The 19,753-nt window shown below is 62.0% G+C and carries 14 protein-coding genes, 1 tRNA gene and 1 pseudogene; 7 read left to right on the top strand and 9 right to left on the bottom strand.

Annotation, left to right across the window (positions count from 1 at the left end; all coding sequences use genetic code 11):
• Nucleotides 1–142: 142 nt before the first annotated feature.
• The 4 genes from AC1RBR_RS13625 to AC1RBR_RS13610 all read right to left on the bottom strand — a co-directional run bounded on the left by AC1RBR_RS13625 (nucleotide 143) and on the right by AC1RBR_RS13610 (nucleotide 4,450).
• Nucleotides 143–1,486, bottom strand: coding sequence for a cation:proton antiporter (locus AC1RBR_RS13625; protein ID WP_204894604.1), 1,344 nt, complete (start codon nucleotides 1,484–1,486; stop codon nucleotides 143–145).
• Nucleotides 1,487–1,522: 36 nt separating this feature from the next.
• Nucleotides 1,523–2,134, bottom strand: coding sequence for a Yip1 family protein (locus AC1RBR_RS13620; protein ID WP_095135946.1), 612 nt, complete (start codon nucleotides 2,132–2,134; stop codon nucleotides 1,523–1,525).
• 87 nt (nucleotides 2,135–2,221) lie between these two features.
• On the bottom strand, nucleotides 2,222–3,079 hold the full coding sequence (locus tag AC1RBR_RS13615; protein ID WP_166495796.1) for a glucose 1-dehydrogenase: 858 nt from the start codon (nucleotides 3,077–3,079) through the stop codon (nucleotides 2,222–2,224).
• A 216-nt stretch (nucleotides 3,080–3,295) separates the two neighbouring features.
• Nucleotides 3,296–4,450: a MalY/PatB family protein gene (locus AC1RBR_RS13610; protein ID WP_492564934.1), complete on the bottom strand. Its 1,155-nt coding sequence runs from the start codon at nucleotides 4,448–4,450 to the stop codon at nucleotides 3,296–3,298.
• 324 nt (nucleotides 4,451–4,774) lie between these two features.
• On the opposite strand from AC1RBR_RS13610, the gene fdnG reads away from it, so the two are divergent.
• The 7 genes from fdnG (at nucleotide 4,775) to AC1RBR_RS13575 (ending at nucleotide 13,988) form a co-directional block, all read left to right on the top strand.
• Nucleotides 4,775–7,840 carry a formate dehydrogenase-N subunit alpha gene (fdnG, locus tag AC1RBR_RS13605; protein WP_492564933.1) on the top strand — a complete coding sequence of 1,022 codons (3,066 nt, stop codon included), beginning with the start codon at nucleotides 4,775–4,777 and terminating at the stop codon, nucleotides 7,838–7,840.
• Complete coding sequence (gene fdxH, locus AC1RBR_RS13600) at nucleotides 7,841–8,776, top strand: formate dehydrogenase subunit beta (RefSeq protein WP_253151609.1); 936 nt, start codon at nucleotides 7,841–7,843, stop codon at nucleotides 8,774–8,776.
• Nucleotides 8,773–9,438, top strand: coding sequence for a formate dehydrogenase subunit gamma (locus tag AC1RBR_RS13595; protein WP_492564930.1), 666 nt, complete (start codon nucleotides 8,773–8,775; stop codon nucleotides 9,436–9,438). Before fdxH ends, AC1RBR_RS13595 begins: the two co-directional genes overlap by 4 nt.
• A gap of 3 nt (nucleotides 9,439–9,441) precedes the next feature.
• Nucleotides 9,442–10,368, top strand: coding sequence for a formate dehydrogenase accessory protein FdhE (gene fdhE / locus AC1RBR_RS13590; protein WP_492564929.1), 927 nt, complete (start codon nucleotides 9,442–9,444; stop codon nucleotides 10,366–10,368).
• Between the two features lie 191 nt (nucleotides 10,369–10,559).
• The gene (gene selA / locus AC1RBR_RS13585; protein ID WP_492564927.1) at nucleotides 10,560–11,972 is read left to right on the top strand and encodes an L-seryl-tRNA(Sec) selenium transferase; all 1,413 of its coding nucleotides are present in this window, start codon (nucleotides 10,560–10,562) and stop codon (nucleotides 11,970–11,972) included.
• Nucleotides 11,969–13,885: a selenocysteine-specific translation elongation factor gene (selB, locus tag AC1RBR_RS13580; protein WP_492567237.1), complete on the top strand. Its 1,917-nt coding sequence runs from the start codon at nucleotides 11,969–11,971 to the stop codon at nucleotides 13,883–13,885. Before selA ends, selB begins: the two co-directional genes overlap by 4 nt.
• Nucleotides 13,886–13,892: 7 nt before the next feature.
• Nucleotides 13,893–13,988 (top strand) — tRNA-Sec (locus tag AC1RBR_RS13575).
• Between the two features lie 338 nt (nucleotides 13,989–14,326).
• Here the strand turns inward: AC1RBR_RS13575 and AC1RBR_RS13570 are convergent.
• From AC1RBR_RS13570 to AC1RBR_RS13550, 5 genes and pseudogenes are all read right to left on the bottom strand, one after another.
• Nucleotides 14,327–15,304: a 2-hydroxyacid dehydrogenase gene (locus tag AC1RBR_RS13570; RefSeq protein ID WP_492567236.1), complete on the bottom strand. Its 978-nt coding sequence runs from the start codon at nucleotides 15,302–15,304 to the stop codon at nucleotides 14,327–14,329.
• Nucleotides 15,305–15,325: 21 nt separating this feature from the next.
• Nucleotides 15,326–16,617 (bottom strand): annotated as a pseudogene (locus AC1RBR_RS13565) (MFS transporter); the annotation flags it as partial.
• A 96-nt stretch (nucleotides 16,618–16,713) separates the two neighbouring features.
• On the bottom strand, nucleotides 16,714–17,721 hold the full coding sequence (locus AC1RBR_RS13560) for a sugar kinase (protein ID WP_492564926.1): 1,008 nt from the start codon (nucleotides 17,719–17,721) through the stop codon (nucleotides 16,714–16,716).
• Complete coding sequence (locus AC1RBR_RS13555) at nucleotides 17,714–18,496, bottom strand: sugar phosphate isomerase/epimerase family protein (RefSeq protein WP_492564924.1); 783 nt, start codon at nucleotides 18,494–18,496, stop codon at nucleotides 17,714–17,716. The genes AC1RBR_RS13560 and AC1RBR_RS13555 overlap by 8 nt, the downstream gene beginning before the upstream one ends.
• Before the next feature lie 154 nt (nucleotides 18,497–18,650).
• Entirely contained in the window at nucleotides 18,651–19,676 is a 1,026-nt protein-coding gene (locus tag AC1RBR_RS13550; protein ID WP_492564922.1) for a LacI family DNA-binding transcriptional regulator, read from the bottom strand.
• Between the last annotated feature and the right edge of the window lie 77 nt (nucleotides 19,677–19,753).

Here is a 19,753-nt window from a genome sequence, read left to right as displayed (position 1 = left end):
CCGCAGGGGAACCGAACCTGCCGGACCCCGCCGAGTGCTTCCAGCGAGGGGTTATGCTTGTGACTGTCCGCTTTGGTCGAGGGATCCATTTATTTTCAGAAAAAACTTCGATGAATTACCCAAGTGATTCCCGTCTGAAAAATCAGTTTTTTCGTTTTTGCCGTTGTTCGTAGCGGGCCAGCAGCGGCTGGGTGCTAATGCCATGTAGCAAAATGCTCAATGCCACCACTGACAGGGTGATGTTGGTGCACAACGTCGCAACTGAAGGACTCAGCCCGTGGTTCAAGGCATAAAACAGATAGAACAGGCTGCCGATCCCGCGAATGCCAAACCAGCCGATCAACAGGCGCTGACCACCGTCGAGCAAGGAGCCCCACGGCATCAGCGCGACGCAGAGCGGACGCACTACGCAGAACAGGACCGCGCCGATGACCAGTGCGCGCCAGTCCCAATGCGGTACCAGCACCACGCCGAGCAGAGTCACCAGAAACACTTCCATGGCCCGTTCCACCAGACCGCCGAACGAGAGCATGTCGCCCATCATGATGCCGGCGGCGACCTGGCTGCTTTCCAGTCGTTCGGTATCACCGTGCACCGCGTCCTGCGGTTCGATGTTCTGATGGCCCACCACCGGTTGCACCAGATGTTCGGCCGGCGGCTGGCTGGCGCCGGTGGATTTGACTTCTTCCTGGCGCAAGCCGAGGCCGGCGGCGAATACCGACAGAAAACCGTAACCGCCAATCGCATCCGCGCCGACATAGGCCAAGGCAATCAGCGACAGCGCCAGATAGTCGTTCGGGCTCAGGGTGCTGTCGTCGTTGCGGATGCGCAGCGACAGGGTCAACCGACCGATGCCGCGACCCATCCAGTAACCGGTCAGCAAACCCACCGGCACCGCCCAGAGCAGACCGTGCAGCACCCAATCCGTCAAAGCGCCGGGTTGCGCGTCGGCCTGCAACAGCAGCAAGCCGAGAATCACGAACGGGAACGCGATGCCGTCATTGAGCCCGGCTTCTCCGGAAAGGCCAAAGCGCACGCTGTCGACATCCCGCGCATCGTTGACCTGCACCAGCGCGGCCAGTACCGGGTCGGTCGGTGCCAGCATCGCCCCAATCAGCAGCGACGGCCCCCACGACAGTTGCAGGCCCCAGTGCAGCAATACGCTGACCCCGGCGATGGTCAAGACCATTACCGGGCCGGCCAGCCCGAAGGCAATCCGCCAACGCTTGTCGCGCAGTGGCAGACGCAACTTCAGCCCGCAGACGAACAGTGAAAACAGCACCGCCACTTCCGTGAGGTGTTCCATCCACACCGAGGCGTTTTCCAGTGACAGCTTCAGCAGATCCAGACCGCTGGGGCCGATGCCGATCCCCAGCAGCAGGCACACCGCCGAAGTGGTGACCGGCATCCAGCGCAGGTATGACGAGGTCAGCGCGAGGGTCAGCAACACGGCGCCCAGCACCGCGACCCACACGACAAAGCTCATGTCCGGTCGTCCATCGACGACAGCGTTGGCACCGGGTTAACCAACGGTAGTTCGCAGGTACTCGGGCGAGAGCACGTTGAACCACAGCAGAATCATCGACACCAGAATGGTCACCATCACCAGCAGGCCGACGCCCCAGACGCAGGCCGAGTACAGCAGGCCCTGTTCTTTACGCTCATGCATGAACGTCGGCAGGCCGACGAACAGCAGGAACGTCGAATACACCGACGCGGCACCCAGCACCAGAATCGCCAGCCAGCGGCTCGGATAGAGGCCGGCGATCCCCGCGACGAAGAACGGCGTCACGGTATAGGCGGCAAAGCCGATGCACTGGTTAAGCGTGGGGCGTGCGTCGAACGTCCGTGACATCCAGCGGATGAACCCGCCGATGATCGCGACCCCGGCCACAATCGCCACATACAGCAGAATGCTCAGTTGCAGTGCACTGGCCGTGCTCAAGCGAACGGTCTCGCCGGCTGCCAGACTCCAGCCGACATAGGTGGTACCGAGGAACAGGCACACGGCGGGAATCAGCGCCAACAGCAGCAGATGCGCCAGGTAGTGACGGGGATGGGCCTCTTCTTCGCGCCGGATGTCAGTCCAGACGAAGTTGGGCTGGGTGAAGAGTTTGATGAGCGGGGCGGACATGACGACCTCCTGATCCTGCGGACCGGTTGGGGCTCTTAAAGGTATGGAGGGACGTCATGCCGCCAGGTTCAGTTTTTCTCGCGCCGCTCAGAGCATCGGCTTGCCGCCGGTTACGCCATAGCGCTGCCCGGTGATGTAACTGGCTTCATCGGAGGCCAGCAGCACGTAAATCGGCGCCACTTCTACCGGTTGCCCCGGGCGGCCGAGCGGGGTGTTGCCGCCGAAGTTCTGCACTTCCTCATCGGGCATGGTCGAGACGATCAGCGGCGTCCAGATCGGCCCTGGGGCCACGCAGTTCACGCGGATCTCTTTCGGCCCGAGGATCTGCGCCAGTCCGCCGGTGAAGTTGGCGATCGCACCCTTGGTGGTGGCGTAGGCCAGCAGGGTCGGTTTGGGCATGTCCGAGTTGACCGAGCTGGTGTTGATGATCGAGGCACCGGGACGCATGTGTTTGATCGCTGCCTGGCACAACCGGAAAATCGCGGTGATGTTGACGTCGAAGGTCATCACCCATTCGTCGTCGGGGATTTCTTCGAAGGTTTCGTGGGTCATCTGGAACGCGGCGTTGTTGACCAGAATGTCGATGCGCCCGAAGCGTTCGACCGTCTTGTCCACCAGTTCCTGGCAGTGGGCCTTGTGCGCGAGGTCGCCGGACAGCAGCAGGCACTGACGGCCCGCCTGTTCGACCCAGCGCGCGGTCTCTTTGGCGTCGTCATGTTCATTGAGATAGGCCACCACCACATCTGCGCCTTCGCGGGCAAAGGCAATCGCCACTGCACGGCCAATGCCGCTGTCGGCACCGGTGATCAGCGCAATCTTGCCGGCCAGCCGCCCGGAGCCGACGTAGCTTTGCTCGCCACAATCAGGGTAAGGCTGCATTTTGCTTTGCGCACCGGGGACGGCTTGGGCTTGTGCGGGGAAGGGTGGTTTTGGGTAGTCGGTCATCACAAATCTCCGAGGTTCTCAGGGCAGGTATGGGTGGTTGACCCGGACGGTTTGCCGTGAGTTCGATCGGATTTGCGCTGGATTTTCTGGCGATGACAATGCAAAACCCTGTGGGAGCGGGCTTGCTCGCGAATGGGGTGGTTCAGTCAACATTGATGTCGGCTGACACTCCGCCTTCGCGAGCAAGCCCGCTCCCACAGAGGATCATCTGTGTTTTCAGATATTGCGGTTAGTCAGGGCACGCTCCATGCGGCTGATGCCTTCTTCGAGCAACGACCGCGGGCAGCCGAAGTTCAGGCGCACGAATTGTTGGTGCTGATCGCCGAAATCCAGCCCCGCGCTCAGACCAACTTTGGCCTGCTCAAGGAAGAACTGCTGCGGATTGTCCAGGTCCAGCGCCGAGCAATCGAGCCACGCCAGATAGGTTCCCTGCGGCACATTGATCGTCACGCCCGGCAAGCGGCTGCGCACCGCATCCACCAGCCAGTCGCGGTTGGCCTGCAGATAGGTTTTCAGTTCGGCCAGCCACGGCGCCCCTTCGCTGTAGGCGACGCGGGTGGCTTCCATGCCCAGCGGGTTGACGCTGTCGACCATGCCGCAACGGGCGTGGTTGACGCGCTCGCGCAGGGCGGCGTCCTGGATGATCATGAACGAGGTCTTGAGACCGGCGATGTTGTAGGCCTTGCTCGCCGACATCAGGGTGATCGTACGTTTGGCGATTTCCGGGCTCAGGGAGGCGGTCGGAATGTGCACGCGGCCGTCGAAGCACAGCTCGGCGTGGATCTCGTCGGAGATGATCCAGGCGTCCTGTGCCGCACAGATGTCGGCCACGGCTTGCAGTTCTTCACGGCCAAACACCTTGCCGATCGGGTTGTGCGGGTTGCTCAGGAGCAGGGCGCCGCCACCGTTCAGCGACTCGCGCAGGGTCTCCAGCGGCGTGGCATAAGTGCCATCGGCCTGGACGACGAATTCCAGCTCGACCTTGTTCAGCCCCCAATGCCCCGGTGCATGCCGCAGCGGCGGATAGTTCGGCACCTGCACCACAACATTCTGCTGCGGCTGCACCAGCGCTTTCAAAGCCATGTTGAAACCCGATTCAACGCCCGGCAGGAAGATCAGCTCCTGCGGTTTGACCTTCCAGGCAAACTTGTTCAACAGGTCGGCGACGATGGCTTCACGCAGGTTGTCCTGCGCCACGCTGTAACCCACCAGCGGGTGCAAAAGGCGTTGCTGCAATGCCTCGATGATCACCGGCGGCGCGGCGAAATCCATATCAGCGACCCACATCGGCAACACATCGACCGGGTAGCGGCTCCACTTGGTGCTGCCGGTGTTGTGGCGGTCGAATAGCTGATCAAAATCGAAAGTCATGCGCGGTCTCGTGAAGGCGGGTTGTTCATGGGCGTCATGATAAACCCATGACACTTGGGGGATACACAAAACCTGTGGGAGCGAGCCTGCTCGCGAAGGCGGTGTTTCAGTCAATATTTGTCTCAACTGACAGGGCCTCTTCGCGAGCAGGCTCGCTCCCACAGGTTTTCCAGGACATGACCGATTGTCGCCGACGGTCGGTTTTCACACAGAGTGTGTGGTCATTGTCTACAGTGAAAAAGCCGGCAGGCATTCTGCCGTAACCGTGTTTGTCCAGAAAAAGCCCGGCTCAAGTACCGGGTTCCACCTGATCAGGAGTGCACGATGGATCTCAGCCGTCGTCAATTCTTCAAGGTCGCCGGTATCGGCCTTGCAGGCTCTAGCCTGGGCGCGTTGGGCATGGCCCCGACGCAGGCCTTCGCCGAGCAGGTGCGCCACTTCAAGCTTGCCCACACCCATGAAACCCGCAACACCTGCCCGTATTGCTCGGTCGGTTGCGGGTTGATCATGTACAGCCAGGGCGATACCTCGAAGAACGTCGCGCAAAATATCATTCACATCGAGGGCGACGCCGACCACCCGGTCAACCGCGGCACCCTGTGTCCAAAAGGCGCGGGCCTGCTGGACTTCATTCACAGCCCGGGCCGCTTGCAGTATCCGCAAACGCGCAAACCCGGCAGCAGCGAATGGACCCGCATCAGTTGGGACGAGGCGCTGGATCGCATCGCCGACCTGATGAAGGCCGACCGTGACGCCAACTTCATCGAGAAGAACGACAGCGGGCAAACGGTGAATCGTTGGCTGACCACCGGGTTCCTCGCCGCGTCGGCCGCGTCCAACGAAGCCGGCTACATCACCCAGAAGGTGATTCGCAGTCTCGGCATGCTGGGGTTCGATAACCAGGCGCGTGTCTGACACGGCCCGACGGTGGCAAGTCTTGCCCCGACGTACGGCCGTGGTGCCATGACCAATACATGGACCGATATCGCCAATGCGAATCTGATCCTGGTGATGGGTGGCAACGCTGCAGAAGCGCATCCGTGCGGCTTCAAATGGGTGACCGAGGCCAAGGCGCATAACGCTGCCCGGCTGATCGTGGTCGACCCGCGTTTTACCCGGACCGCTTCGGTGGCCGACTATTACGCGCCGATCCGCACCGGTACCGACATCGCCTTCATGGGCGGGCTGATCAATTACCTGCTGACTCAGGACAAGATCCAGCACGAATACGTGCGCAACTACACCGACGTCTCGTTCATCGTCAAAGCCGGCTATGGCTTTGAGGACGGCATCTTCAGCGGCTATGACGCGGCCAAACGCAGCTACACCGACAAGTCCGGCTGGGGTTACGAGCTGGGCGAGGACGGCTTCGTCAAGGTCGACCCGACCCTGCAGGATCCGCGCTGCGTCTATCAATTGATGAAGCAGCATTACAGCCGCTACAACATTGATCTGGCGAGCCAGATCTGTGGGATGCCGGTCGATGCCATGCAGAAAATCTGGGATGAGATTGCCACGTGCTCAACGCCCGGCAAGACCATGACCATTCTCTATGCCCTCGGCTGGACGCAACATTCGATCGGCGCGCAGATCATCCGCAGTGCGGCGATGGTGCAACTGCTGCTGGGCAACGTCGGCATGCCGGGCGGCGGGGTCAATGCCTTGCGTGGGCACTCGAACATTCAGGGCCTGACTGATCTCGGGTTGTTGTCCAACGCGTTGCCGGGCTATCTGACTTTGGGCAGCGACGCTGAGCAGGACTACCCCGCGTTCATCAAAAAACGCACACAAGTGCCATTGCGTCCGGGGCAACTGTCCTACTGGCAGAACTACAGCAAGTTCCACGTCAGCCTGATGAAGTCGTGGTACGGAGCCAACGCCACGCTGGAGAACAACTGGAATTACGATTACCTGCCGAAACTGGATATCCCGAACTACGACGTTCTGAAGATGTTCGACCTGATGAGCCAGGGCAAGGTCAACGGCTACTTCTGCCAAGGCTTCAATCCGATCGCTGCGCTGCCGGACAAAAACCGGGTGATGGGCGCGCTGGCCAAGCTCAAGTGGCTGGTGGTGATGGATCCGCTGGCCACCGAAACTTCGGAGTTCTGGCAAAACGTCGGGCCGTACAACGACGTGAAAAGCGCCGAGATCCAGACCGAAGTGATTCGCCTGCCGACCACTTGCTTTGCCGAGGAGGACGGCTCGCTGGTCAACAGCAGTCGCTGGCTGCAATGGCACTGGAAAGGCGCCGACGGCCCCGGCGAAGCGCAGACGGACATTCGCATCATGAGCGAACTGTTCCTGCGCCTGCGCAAGCGCTATCAGGCCGAGGGCGGCAAATTCCCCGATCCGCTGCTGAACCTGTCGTGGCCGTACAAGATCCCGGATGAGCCTTCGCCGGAGGAGTTGGCCAAGGAGATCAACGGCAGCGCCATGGTCGACTTCACCGATGCCAGCGGCGTGGCGGTCAAGGCTGGCTCGCAACTGGCCGGGTTCGGCTTGCTCAAGGACGACGGCAGCACCGCGTCCGGTTGCTGGATCTTCGCCGGCAGCTGGACCGAGGCCGGTAACCAGATGGCCCGACGTGACAATGCCGACCCGTATGGCATGCATCAGCATCAGGGCTGGGCCTGGGCGTGGCCGGCCAACCGGCGGATCCTCTACAACCGCGCTTCGGCGGACGTCGCCGGCAAACCGTGGGATCCGAAAAAGCGCCTCGTATGGTGGAACGGCAAGGCCTGGGGCGGCACCGATGTGCCGGACTACAAGGCCGATGTGCCGCCGGAAGCCGGGATGAACCCGTTCATCATGAACCCGGAAGGCGTGGCGCGGTTCTTCGCCGTCGACAAAATGAACGAAGGGCCATTCCCCGAGCACTACGAGCCGTTCGAAACGCCGATCGGCATCAACCCGCTGCACCCGCAAAACAAGAAAGCCATCAGCAATCCGGCGGCGCGGATCTTCGATTCGGTCTGGGAAAGCCTCGGCGAAGCCAAGGACTTCCCGTACGCCGGCACCAGTTACCGGTTGACCGAGCACTTCCACTTCTGGAGCAAGCATTGCAAGTTGAATGCGATTGCCCAGCCCGAGCAGTTCGTCGAGATCGGCGAAGTGTTGGCGAAGGAGAAAGGCATTGCGGCGGGAGATCGGGTGCGGGTCAGCTGCAAGCGCGGGTTCATCGAGGCGGTGGCGGTGGTGACCAAACGCATCCGGCCGCTGCAGGTCAACGGCCAGGTGGTGCATCAGATCGGCATCCCGCTGCACTGGGGATTCACCGGTCAGACACGCCACGGTTACCTGACCAACACCCTGGTGCCGTTCCTCGGCGATGGCAACACACAGACCCCGGAATCCAAGTCATTCCTGGTCAACGTGGAGAAACTGTAAATGGCCAGCCAAGACATCATTGCCCGCTCGGCCACCACCACGGTGCCGCCCTCGGTGAGGAATCAGGAGGCGGTGGCCAAGCTGATCGACACCACCAAATGCATTGGCTGCAAGGCCTGCCAGGTCGCCTGCTCGGAATGGAACGAGCTGCGCGACGAGGTCGGCCACAACCACGGCACCTACGACAACCCGCAGGATCTGAGCGCAGAAACCTGGACCTTGATGCGCTTCACCGAACACGAAACCGACGCCGGTAACCTCGAGTGGCTGATCCGCAAGGACGGCTGCATGCATTGCGCCGAGCCGGGTTGCCTGGCGGCCTGCCCAAGTCCCGGCGCGATCATCAAGCACGCCAACGGTATCGTCGATTTCGATCAGGATCACTGCATCGGCTGCGGTTACTGCATCACCGGTTGCCCGTTCAACATTCCGCGCATCTCGCAGAAGGATCACAAGGCCTACAAATGCACCTTGTGTTCCGACCGCGTCGCGGTAGGGCTGGAGCCGGCCTGCGTGAAAACATGTCCGACCGGCGCCATCGTCTTCGGCACCAAGGAAGATATGAAGGAACACGCCGCCGAACGCATCGTCGATCTGAAAAGCCGTGGCTTCGACAACGCCGGGCTGTACGACCCGGAAGGCGTCGGCGGCACCCACGTGATGTACGTGTTGCACCACGCCGACACGCCGAAGATCTACGCCGGATTGCCGGATGCGCCGGCCATCAGTCCGCTGGTGGGCTTGTGGAAAGGCATCAGCAAACCCTTGGGCTTGCTGGCGATGGGCGCGGCGGTGCTGGCCGGGTTCTTCCATTACGTGCGTATCGGGCCGAATCGCGTCGAGGAAGATGAACATCCGACGCCGCCGGATACTTCGGTGCATGTCGTCGATCCGGCGGTGCATACCTTCGATCCACGCGGGGAGGACCGGCCATGAGCAACAAAACGATCCTGCGCTACACCGCCAACCAGCGCACCAATCACTGGCTGGTGGCGATTCTGTTCTTCATGGCCGGGCTGTCGGGACTGGCGTTGTTTCATCCGTCGATGTTCTGGCTGACCCATCTGTTCGGCGGCGGGCCGTGGACGCGGATTCTGCATCCGTACATGGGAATAGCGATGTTCGTGTTGTTCCTCGGTCTGGTGCTGAGTTTCTGGCGCGCCAACTTCTTCATAAGCAACGACGGCAAGTGGATGCGCCGCATCGATCGGGTGTTGGTCAACGACGAAGAAAGCGTACCGCCAGTGGGCAAGTACAACGCTGGGCAAAAGCTGCTGTTCTGGACTTTACTGCTGTGCATGCTCGGGTTGCTGTTTACCGGGCTGGTGATCTGGCGCGCCTGGTTCAGTGCGTATTTCGGCATCACCGTGATTCGCTGGGCGATGCTGTTGCATGCGCTGGCCGGGTTCATTCTGGTGCTGAGCATCATCATTCACATCTACGCGGGCCTGTGGATCAAGGGCTCGGTGGACGCGATGCTGCATGGCTGGGTCAGCCGCGCCTGGGCGAGGAAACACCACGAACTCTGGTATCGCGAGATCACCCGCGATGAACGCAATCCGGACGTGCCGGAGCGACCGATCACCAAAAAGGGCTGACCTTTGGCAACCATTCTTGAACCCGGGGAAATCGAAGCGGCGGCCAGCTCGCCGCCGTTTCTGCACCTGCCACCGAACGACCTCTTCACCTTGCGCGCCCAGCGTCTGGAGCAATTGGCTCACGGGCATCCGCTGGCCGATTACCTGCGTCTGATCGCCGGATTGTGCCGGGCTCAACAGCAGGTTTTCGACGATCCACCGCTGACGGCACCATTTGATCAGCAAAGGATCGAAGCCTGTCAGCAACATGGCTTGCCGCCGTTCGCTGCCGACACATTGGTGCGCGAAGAGGGCTGGCAGGCTTATCTGGGTGCTTTATTGCAACGTTATGTGGCGCCCGATCAACCCGCCGTAGTCGAAGCGCTCGCCACACTGCGCGGCGCCGGTGCCGGTCAGTTGCGTGCGTGGGCGGTGGCGTTGGTCAGCGGTCAATATTCGATGGTGCCGGCGCAGTTGGTGCCGTTTCTCGGCGCCGGGCTGCAAGCGGCGTGGAGCCATTGGCTGCTCAGCGCCCCGAACCTGCAACTGAAACCCGGCGACAGCCTCAGCCAGTGCCCGGGTTGCGGTTCGCCAGCGATGGCCGGGGTGATCCGCCATCGCGGCAAACACAACGGTCTGCGCTATCTGGTGTGTTCGCTGTGTGCGTGCGAATGGCATGTGGTGCGGGTCAAGTGCGTGTATTGCGAGTCGAGCAAAGGCCTGGATTACCTGAGTCTTGAGGATGATCGGCATGCGGCCAATCAGGCGCCGATTCGGGCAGAGGTCTGTCCGGGCTGCAATAGTTATCTGAAACTGGTGTACCTGGAGAACGATGCCGAAGGCGAAGCGCTGTCGGCTGACCTTACCAGCCTGCTGCTCGACATGCGTCTGGCGCAGGACGGTTTTCAGCGTCTGGCACCGAATCTGTTGCTGGCGCCGGGAGACGAATGACCAGAGCGTCTACACTCTAAAAGCACTTGTGGGAGCGGGCTTGCTCGCGAATGCGGCGTGTCAGCCACAAATGTTCTGAATGACACGACCCCTTCGCGAGCAAGCCCGCTCCCACAATTGGGGGCCGGTGTGCTGTATTTAGACGCGTTGCGTCAGGTCATGCCGGAGAGTCTTGTTTTCGGGAGTGGCTGATGTCTTCGAGTGTTGCCCTGCGGTTGCCTTCCATTGATGGTTTGTTGCGTCACCCGGCCTGTCTGCCGCTGGCCGAGCGTTATGGTCGTGAGGCGTTGCTGAGCGGCTTGCGGCAGTTGCTTGATGAGTTGCGTTTCAGTGTGTTGAACGGCCAATTGTCAGCCGTCGAAATCAGCCCCGAAGTGCTCGCCGGCCGCGTCGGCGAGCGTCTGGCGCAGCAACAGCGCAGCAACGTGCGGCGGGTGTTCAACCTGACCGGCACGGTGCTGCACACCAATCTGGGCCGCGCCTTGCTGCCGGACGAAGCCATCGACGCGGTGCAGATGGCCGCGCGTTATCCGCTGAATCTGGAATTCGATCTGGTCAGTGGCAAACGCGGTGATCGCGATGACCTGATCGAAGGCCTGATCCGCGAACTGACCGGCGCTGAAGCCGTCACCGTGGTCAACAATAATGCCGCTGCGGTGCTCCTGACCCTCAACAGCCTTGGTGCGCGCAAGGAAGGCATCATTTCCCGTGGCGAGCTGATCGAGATCGGCGGCGCGTTCCGCATTCCCGACATCATGGCCCGCGCTGGCGTGCGCCTGCACGAAGTCGGCACCACCAACCGCACCCACGCCCGCGACTACGAAGCGGCGATCAGCCCACGCAGCGGCTTGATCATGCGCGTGCATGCGAGCAACTACAGCATCGAAGGCTTTACCGCCCGGGTGCCCACCGCCGAACTGGCCGAGTTGGCCCATCGGCACGGCTTGCCGCTGCTGGAGGATCTGGGCAGCGGCAGTCTGCTGGACTTGACCCGTTGGGGGCTGCCAGCGGAACCGACGGTAAGACAGGCGCTGCTTGATGGCGCGGACATCGTCACCTTCAGCGGCGACAAATTGCTCGGTGGGCCGCAGGCCGGGTTGATTGTCGGGCGCAAAGACTTGATCGCGAAGATCAAGAAGAATCCGTTGAAGCGCGCCTTGCGGGTCGACAAGTTGACCCTGGCGGCGCTGGAGGCAGTGCTGGGCCTGTATCGCGATCCGGATCGTCTCGCCGAACGTCTGCCGAGTTTGCGCCTGCTGACTCGCCCGCAAGCCGACATCCTCGCCCAAGCTTGCCGTTTGCAACCAGCGATGGCTGAAGCCTTGGGCGAACCCTGGCAAGTCAGCGCCGTGCAGGCCTTGGGCATGATCGGCAGCGGCAGCCAACCGGTGGCGCGGTTGCCGAGTGCGGCGCTGTGTCTGCGCCCGCAGGTGTCGAAACGCATGCGCGGGCGTTGTCTGCTGAATCTGGAAGCGGCATTGCGCCAGTTGCCGATCCCGGTGCTCGGGCGCATTGACGACGATGCGCTGTGGCTCGATCCGCGGCAGCTCGACGATGAGCCGGCGTGGCTGGCGCAGTTGCCACAGTTGCAGGTCGAGTCGTGATCGTCGGCACCGCCGGGCACATCGACCACGGCAAGACCTCGCTGTTGCAAGCCCTGACCGGCCAAACCGGCGACCGCCGCCCGCAGGAGCGCGAACGCGGCATGACCATCGACCTCGGTTATCTCTACGCGGAGCTGGAACCCGGTGCCGGGCTGACCGGGTTCATCGATGTGCCGGGCCACGAGAAATTCACCCACAACATGCTCGCCGGCGCGCAGGGCATTGATCTGGTGTTGCTGGTGGTGGCGGCGGATGACGGGGTGATGCCGCAGACCCGCGAGCATCTGGCGATTGTCCAGTTGCTGGGCATTCCCCGGGCACTGGTGGCGATCACCAAATGCGATCGGGTTGAAGCGGGCAGGGTAGAGGAGGTGCAGCGCCAGGTTCTGGATTTGCTGGAAGCCGGGCCGTTTGCCGGCGCGCCGATGCTCACGGTGTCGAGCGTGACCGGGCAGGGTGTCGATGAACTGCACCAGACATTGCTGCAGATTCAACGTGAAGTGCATGAGCGCAGTCGCGATGGTGGTTTTCGCCTGGCCATCGACCGCGCATTCAGTGTGGCGGGCGCCGGGATTGTGGTGACTGGCACGGCGTTGTCGGGCACGGTTTCTGTCGGGGACAAACTGGTCCTCGGGCCGTCCGGGAAATCGGTGCGGGTGCGGGGCTTGCACGCGCAAAACCAGCCCACCGAGCAGGCCTTCGCCGGGCAACGGGTGGCACTGAATATCAGCGGCGATCGATTGACCCTGGAGCAGATCCATCGCGGCCAATGGCTGTTGGCGGAGTGGCTGCACGCGCCGACGCAACGGCTCGATATCGAGTTTCAACTTTTGCCCGGCGAGCGCACGTTCGAACATTTTCACCCGGTGCATGTGCACCTCGGCACGCAAGACGTCATCGCCCGCGTGGCGTTGCTCGAAGGCCCGCGTTTGCGTCCCGGCGAACGCATGTTCGCGCAACTGTTGATCAACGCCCCGGTGCACGCGGTGAAGGGTGATCGCTTGATCCTGCGGGACCAGAGCGCGCAACGCACCCTTGGTGGCGGTCAGGTGCTCGACCCGTTCGCCCCGGTCCGCCAGCGCCGCAGCCCAGAACGGCTGGCGCAACTGCAGGCCCTGGCGGGCAGCGACAGTCTTGAACAAGCGCTGCCGCTGCTGCTCGACCACAGCGCTGGCGGCCTCGATCCGCAGCGGTTGGAGCGTCAGTTCAATCGCCCGCGTGAAGACTGGGCACTACCGGCCAACGTGCGCTTGATCGACACCCGCCAAGGCCCGGTGCTGTTCAACGTGCAGCGCTGGGGGCAGTTGAAGTTCACCTTGTTGGAACAGTTGGCGAAATTGCACGAGCTGGAACCGGACCAGATGGGACCGGATCGCGATCGCCTGCGACGTTTCAGTGGTCTGGCGCTGGAGCGCTCGACCTTTGGCAGCCTGCTGGAAGAACTGCGCGCCGCCGGGGCGATCAACGCCAGCGGGCCGTGGTTGCATCTGCCGGAGCATCAGGTGCGTTTGAATGCTGAAGACCAAACTCTTTGGCAGCGCATGCAACCGCTGTTCGAACAGGCCGGGTTTGATCCGCCGTGGGTGCGCGACGTCGCCACAGTGCTCGGTACGGAAGATGCCGTGGTGCGCCTGCTGCTGCGCAAACTGGCGCGCCTGGGGCTGATGCACCAAGTGGTGCGCGATCTGTTTCTGTCTGACGGGCAACTGCGGCGCATGGCCAACATTCTGTTGCAACTGGAACAGGAAAATCCGTCGATCCAGGTGACAACCTTCCGGGATGCGCTAGGCTTGGGACGCAAACGTTGTATTCAGTACCTGGAATACTTCGACCGCCTCGGCCTGACCCGGCGCATCGGCGAATCCCGGGTGATCCGCCACGACAACGCGCTGGCCAGTGCCGACGCACCCTGAGTTCACAGGAAGGCAATCGCGCCCGGTGGCGCGGCCGGGCTTCAAACCCGGTTGGGGACGGCATCCGTTCCCGGGCAGGTTCGACTCCGGCTGCCTTCCGCCAATTACCCAGCATCACCCAATCCCCTGTGGGAGCGAGCTTGCTCGCGAATGCAGTATGTCATTCAACATTTATGTCGACTGGTCGTCCGCCTTCGCGAGCAAGCCCGCTCCCACAGTGGATGGGGGCTGTACACAAATTTTCTGTACACACCGAACCCTGTGGGAGGGGGCTTGTTCGCGAAAACGGTATGTCATTCAAGATCTATGTCGACTGGTCGTCCGCCTTGGCGAGCAAGCCCGCTCCCACAGTGGATGGGGCTGTACACAAATATTCTGTACACACCGAACCCTGTGGGAGCGGGCTTGCTCGCGAATGCAATCTGCCATTCAGCGCATTTTTCAGCCCTGCCAAGCCGCCGGATTCACCAGATTCACCGGCTTCTCCCCAGCCAGAGCCGCCAGCAGATTGTCCACCGCACACCGCGCCATCGCCTCCCGCGTCTCATGCGTCGCCGAACCCATGTGCGGGGTCGCCACCACATTATTCAGCTGCAACAACGGCGAATCATGATTCAGCGGTTCACGCTCGAACACATCCAGCCCCGCTGCGCGAATCCGCTGATGGCGCAACGCGTCGATCAGCGCCGCTTCATCCACCACTTTGCCCCGCGAGATATTGACGAAGATGCTCTCGGGGCGCATCAGCGCAAACTGCTCGGCGCCGATCAGGCCTTCGGTCTGCGCGGTCAGCGGCAGGGTCAGGCAGATGAAATCCGCCTCTTGCAGTAGCGCCTCAAGGCTACGGTACTGCGCGTCAAAGCGCGCTTCGACCGCCGGTTTTCGCGACTGACTGTGGTAAAGCACCGGCATGCCAAAACCGAAATGTCCACGCTGGGCCAACGCCTCGCCGATGCGGCCCATGCCGATGATGCCCAGGGTCTTGCCGTGCACATCGGTGCCGAAATGCGTCGGGCCGATGTTGCGATGCCACTGGCCGCTGCGCACCATATTCGCCAGCTCGACCACGCGCCGGGCGGTGGCGAGGATCAGGGCGAAACCGGTGTCGGCGGTGGTTTCGGTGAGCACGTCCGGGGTGTTGCTGAGGAGGATCTTGCGCCGGGTCAGGTAGTCGATGTCATAGTTGTCGACACCCACCGAGACGCTGGCAATCGCCTCAAGTTGTGGCGCCAGATCGAGCAGCGCGGCATCGAGTTTCAGGCTGGCGCCGAGCAAACCGTGCGCGCCGGGCAGGGCGTCGCGCAGTTTCATCAAGCCGTCGGCGTCGAGGCTTTCGATCAGCGTCACTTCACACTGTTGCTGCAGACGCGACATCAGCGCCGGCGAGAGTTTCTTGTACAGCACGACTTGCTTTTTCATGAGCAAAAATCTCTTCAGGAATGCGCCGGCACGGGACGCGTGACTACGGCTTTGGCCACGACACGATCACTGGCGCCAGGCTTGAGAAAAATCGTCAGCACCACCGACAGCAGCAACGCGCCGCTCATCAGCAGGTACGAAGCACCGGGCGAACCGGTGGAGCTGTTCAGGTAGCCGACCAGGTACGAGCCGCCGAACGAACCCAGCGCGCCCATGCTGTTGATCAGCGCCATCGCGCCGCCGGCGACGTTGGCCGGCAGGATCTCCGGAACGATGGCGAAGAACGGCCCGTAAGGTGCGTACATGCAGGCACCGGCGATCACCAGCAGTGTGTACGACCACCAGAAATGTTCCGCGCCCAAGGCGTAGGAGCCGTAGAACGCAATGGAGGCGATCAGCAGTGGCGGCCAGACGAAGCGTTTGCGCTTCTGCAGTTTGTCCGAGCCCCACGACACCGCGAGCATGCCAATCACCGCCGCCAGATACGGCAGCGCCGACAGCCAGCCGGCCTCGATCATGTCCATTTGCGCGCCGGCCTTGAGGATCGACGGCAGCCACAGCACGAAGCCGTAGACGCCGATGCTCCAGCAGAAAAACTGCAGCGCCAGAATGATCACCTTTGGCGAACGGAAGGCTTCGGCGTAGTTCTTCACCGCTTTGATCCCGACCTGTTCGGCGGCAAGGGCGCTTTCCAGGTCGTGCTTTTCCTGCTCGCTCAGCCACTTGGCCTGAGCAGGACGATCATCGGCCAGTTTCCACCAGATAAAAGCCCATAGCACCGCCGGCAAACCTTCGATGATGAACATCCAGCGCCAGCTGAAGTGCTGCACCAGATAGCCCGAAACCACCGACATCCACAGCATGGTTACCGGGTTGCCGAGGATCAGAAAGGTGTTGGCCCGCGAGCGCTCGGCACGGGTGAACCAGTGGCACAGGTAGACCAGCATCGCCGGCATCACCGCCGCTTCGACCACGCCGAGCATGAAGCGAATCACGATCAGCCAGTAAGCGTTGGACACCACGCCGGTCAGGGTGGCGAGGCCGCCCCAGAAAATCAGGCTGAAGAAAATCAGCTTCTTCACGCTGTGCTTCTGCGCGTAGATCGCACCCGGCACCTGGAAGAAAAAGTAGCCGAGGAAGAACAGCGCACCGAGCAATGAAGACAGGCCCGGGGTGATCATCAGGTCGGCGGCCATACCGGACGCGGCGGCGAAGCCGTAGTTGGCGCGATCCAGATACGCCAGGCTGTAGGTGATGAACACGATGGGCATGATGTACCACCAACGGCGGGCGGCGAGGGTTGCGGTTTTCATGGTGTTGCTCCTGAGCTTGTTGTTTTTGTCGCAGCAGGTTCAATGAATCGGTTGTCTGAGCGGGCCTCATCGCGAGCAGGCTCACTCCTACAAGGGTTATGTGTTTGCCGCTGCAGCTGTGACTGGCGGAGATCCAATGTAGGAGTGAGCCTGCTCGCGATCAGCGGCCTCGAATTCAACGATGAGTTCAGACCGGGTCGGCAAACCCTCCATATCCCCGCGACTCTGCACCGCCCGACTGCCAATCCAGTTCGCACGTTGCACCGCCTCGGCAAAGCTCTGATGCTCCAGCAGGGCACTGATCATGCCGACGGCAAATCCGTCGCCCGCACCCACCGTGTCGACCACGTTGGCCACCGGCACCCCGGCGACAAAACCCTGATCCAGCTGCGTGCGGTAATAGGCACCCTGCGGTCCAAGCTTGATCGCCACGGCTTCAGCGCCCTGATCGAGATAAAACGCCGCGATGTCCGCCGGATCTTCGAACCCGGTCAGCAAGCGACCTTCGCTCAAACCCGGCAGTACCCAGTGAGCGAGGGCGGCGAGGCGGTTGATCTCGCGGATCATCTCCTGCTCAGAGGCCCACAGGCTCGGGCGCAGATTGGGGTCGAACGACACGCTGCGCCCGGCATGGCGCATGCGTGTCATCAGCTCGAACGACATTTCCCGGGCGGTTGCCGACAGCGCCGGTGGAATTCCGGTAGCGTGCAGGTGACGGGCGCCGAGCAAGGTGTCGCTGATCGACTGCACGGACAAATGACTGGCCGCCGAGCCACGGCGGAAATACTCGACCTGCGGGTCGCTGCCGTCGTCGTTACGGGACTTGAACTGGAAACCGGTCGGATGCTGGTGATCGACCGCGACGTGACTGCAATCCAGACCTTCCTTGATCAAGGTCTCGACCACAAAACGTCCGAGGGAATCGCTGCCGACCCGGCTCAGCCACGCCACATTGAAACCCAGGCGCGACAGGCCGATCGCCACGTTGCTGTCGGCGCCGGCAATGCGTTTGTGAAAGTGCTCGACCGCAGCCAGATCACCGGTCTGCTCGGCGACCAGCATCGCCATGGTTTCGCCGAACGACAGAATATCGATGTCAGACATGGGCAGGCTCCAGACGCGATTGGCCGAGGCGGGCGAGGGCGGCGACGTGCTCGGTAGTCAGTGCCACCAGGTCATCGGCCTGCAATGGGTATTCGGCGGCACGCATGACGCCTTGGGCCATGTGCCGCAGCAGTTGTTCCCACAAATGCAGGTCGCTGACGGCCGGTGGCACGGCGACCAGTTTGCCGTCGACGCGGCGGGCCACAGCTTTGCAATGCACGTAGCCGACATGGCGTCCGAGCAGGCGCGCGGCGTTGGCGGCGGACTGGTCCTGCCACTGCCAGTTGCCGATGTCGAAGGTCATCTTGATCGGCAAATCATGCTGCTCGACTGCCGCGAAAAAGCGCTGGAACGGCTCGATGCGGCCGCCATGCAAGGTCTGATCGTTTTCCACCAGCAACTGCACCGGACTGTTGCCCAGCAGTTGTTTCAGCACCTGCAGATCACAGTTGTCGGTGAAGTAACCGAGCGAGACTTTCAGCCATTTCGAGCCAAACGCCTCGGCATGTTGCAGGGCGCTGATCAGCTCGGGGTTGGGCCGTGCCTGCCCGGCGAGCCACAGTTCGCTCGGCGACGAATAAATGCTTTGCAGTCCCTGCGCCCGGGCGGCGGCGTGCAGTTGCTCGGGCACTTCGCGGGTCAGCAACTCTTCGCGCCACTCGATGCGATCAGCGCCAGCAGCGGCCAGCACATCGATGAAGAAGTCCTGCCCGCGTTGGCGCACAAGCTCGGCGCCGTAGCTGGACAGACTGATGGAAACGGCAGGTTTATTCATTGTTATCTACCTCTGAAACCGGTTTCATTTTTGTTCAAAAAAATCTGATTGATCGTCGTCGGGCGTTCGGGCGCCATCGCGAGCAGGCTCACTCCTACATTTGGAATGCGCTCCCCCTGTAGGAGTGAGCCTGCTCGCGATGGCGCCATAACAGTCAACGCAAAGATCCTCGGGTAGACCCACGCTCAACCAGCACCGGCGCAAAATCCACTCTGCGCGCTACCTCGACATCCCCCCGCAAACGCTTCAACAAACACTCAAACGCCCGCGCGCCAATCTCGGCTGTGGGCTGGGCGAGGGCGGTAATTCCGCTGCCGACCAACGGGTACCAATCCAGATCATCCAGGGCAATCAGCCCGACATCCTCGAACAATTGGCAACCGATTTCGCGCAAGGCCAGGGTGCAGGCCAACGCTGCCACACCGTTGGCGCAGAACAGTGCTTTCGGCCCGGTCGCCGGTGTGTCCAAAAAGATTTGAAGATGAGTAGCGAGTGCGTCGCTGGTTTCCAGCACCGCCCCGGTCAACCCGGAGCGCTGGGCGATCTGCGTCTGAAAACTGCTGACCCGCTCGATCCGCGAACTGGTGCCGTCATAAGGCTCAGTCACCAGCAACACATCGCGATAGCCGCGCTGCTCAAGGTGCGTCAGGGCCATCTCGACCGCCTGCGGGTTGTTCAGCCCGAGCATGTCGCTGTCGAGGCCATCGACCTTGCGATCCACCAGCACCAGCGGCATTTCCCGGTGCAGTTCGTGGAGTTCCTCACGGTGATGGCCAAGGGTGTTCACGATCAGCCCTTCGATGTTGTACGAGCGCAACAGCGCCAGGTGCTGGCGTTCCTGTTCGTCATCACGGTCGGTGTTGCACACCACCAGGCTGTAGCCATGCGCACGGCAGGCGGTTTCCACCCCGTGCATCACGGCAATCGAATAAGGGTTGCGGATATCGGCCACCAGCATGCCGATCAGGCGCGTGCGCCCGCGTTTCAGACCACGGGCCATCTGGTTCGGGCGATAACCCAGCTCACTGATCGCCTGCTCGATACGCAAGGCGATGGCATCGGAGAGCAGGGCGCGGTCGTCGCCGATAAAGCGCGAGACGCTGGCCTTGGATACGCCGGCGCGTTCGGCAACATCAAGCATGGTCACGCGGCTGCGCTGGGCGGCGGAGAAGTCGTTCACGGTCTGAAACCTATTATTGGATTTATTCGTTTCGTGCGCCTCGATGGCGCTGAAACCGGTTTCAGGAAACACCAGAA

Source organism: Pseudomonas sp. GW823-FHT01D03 (assembly GCF_058798255.1).
Note: the sequence above shows the minus strand (reverse complement) of the source record. Positions and strands in the feature narration are given on the sequence as shown.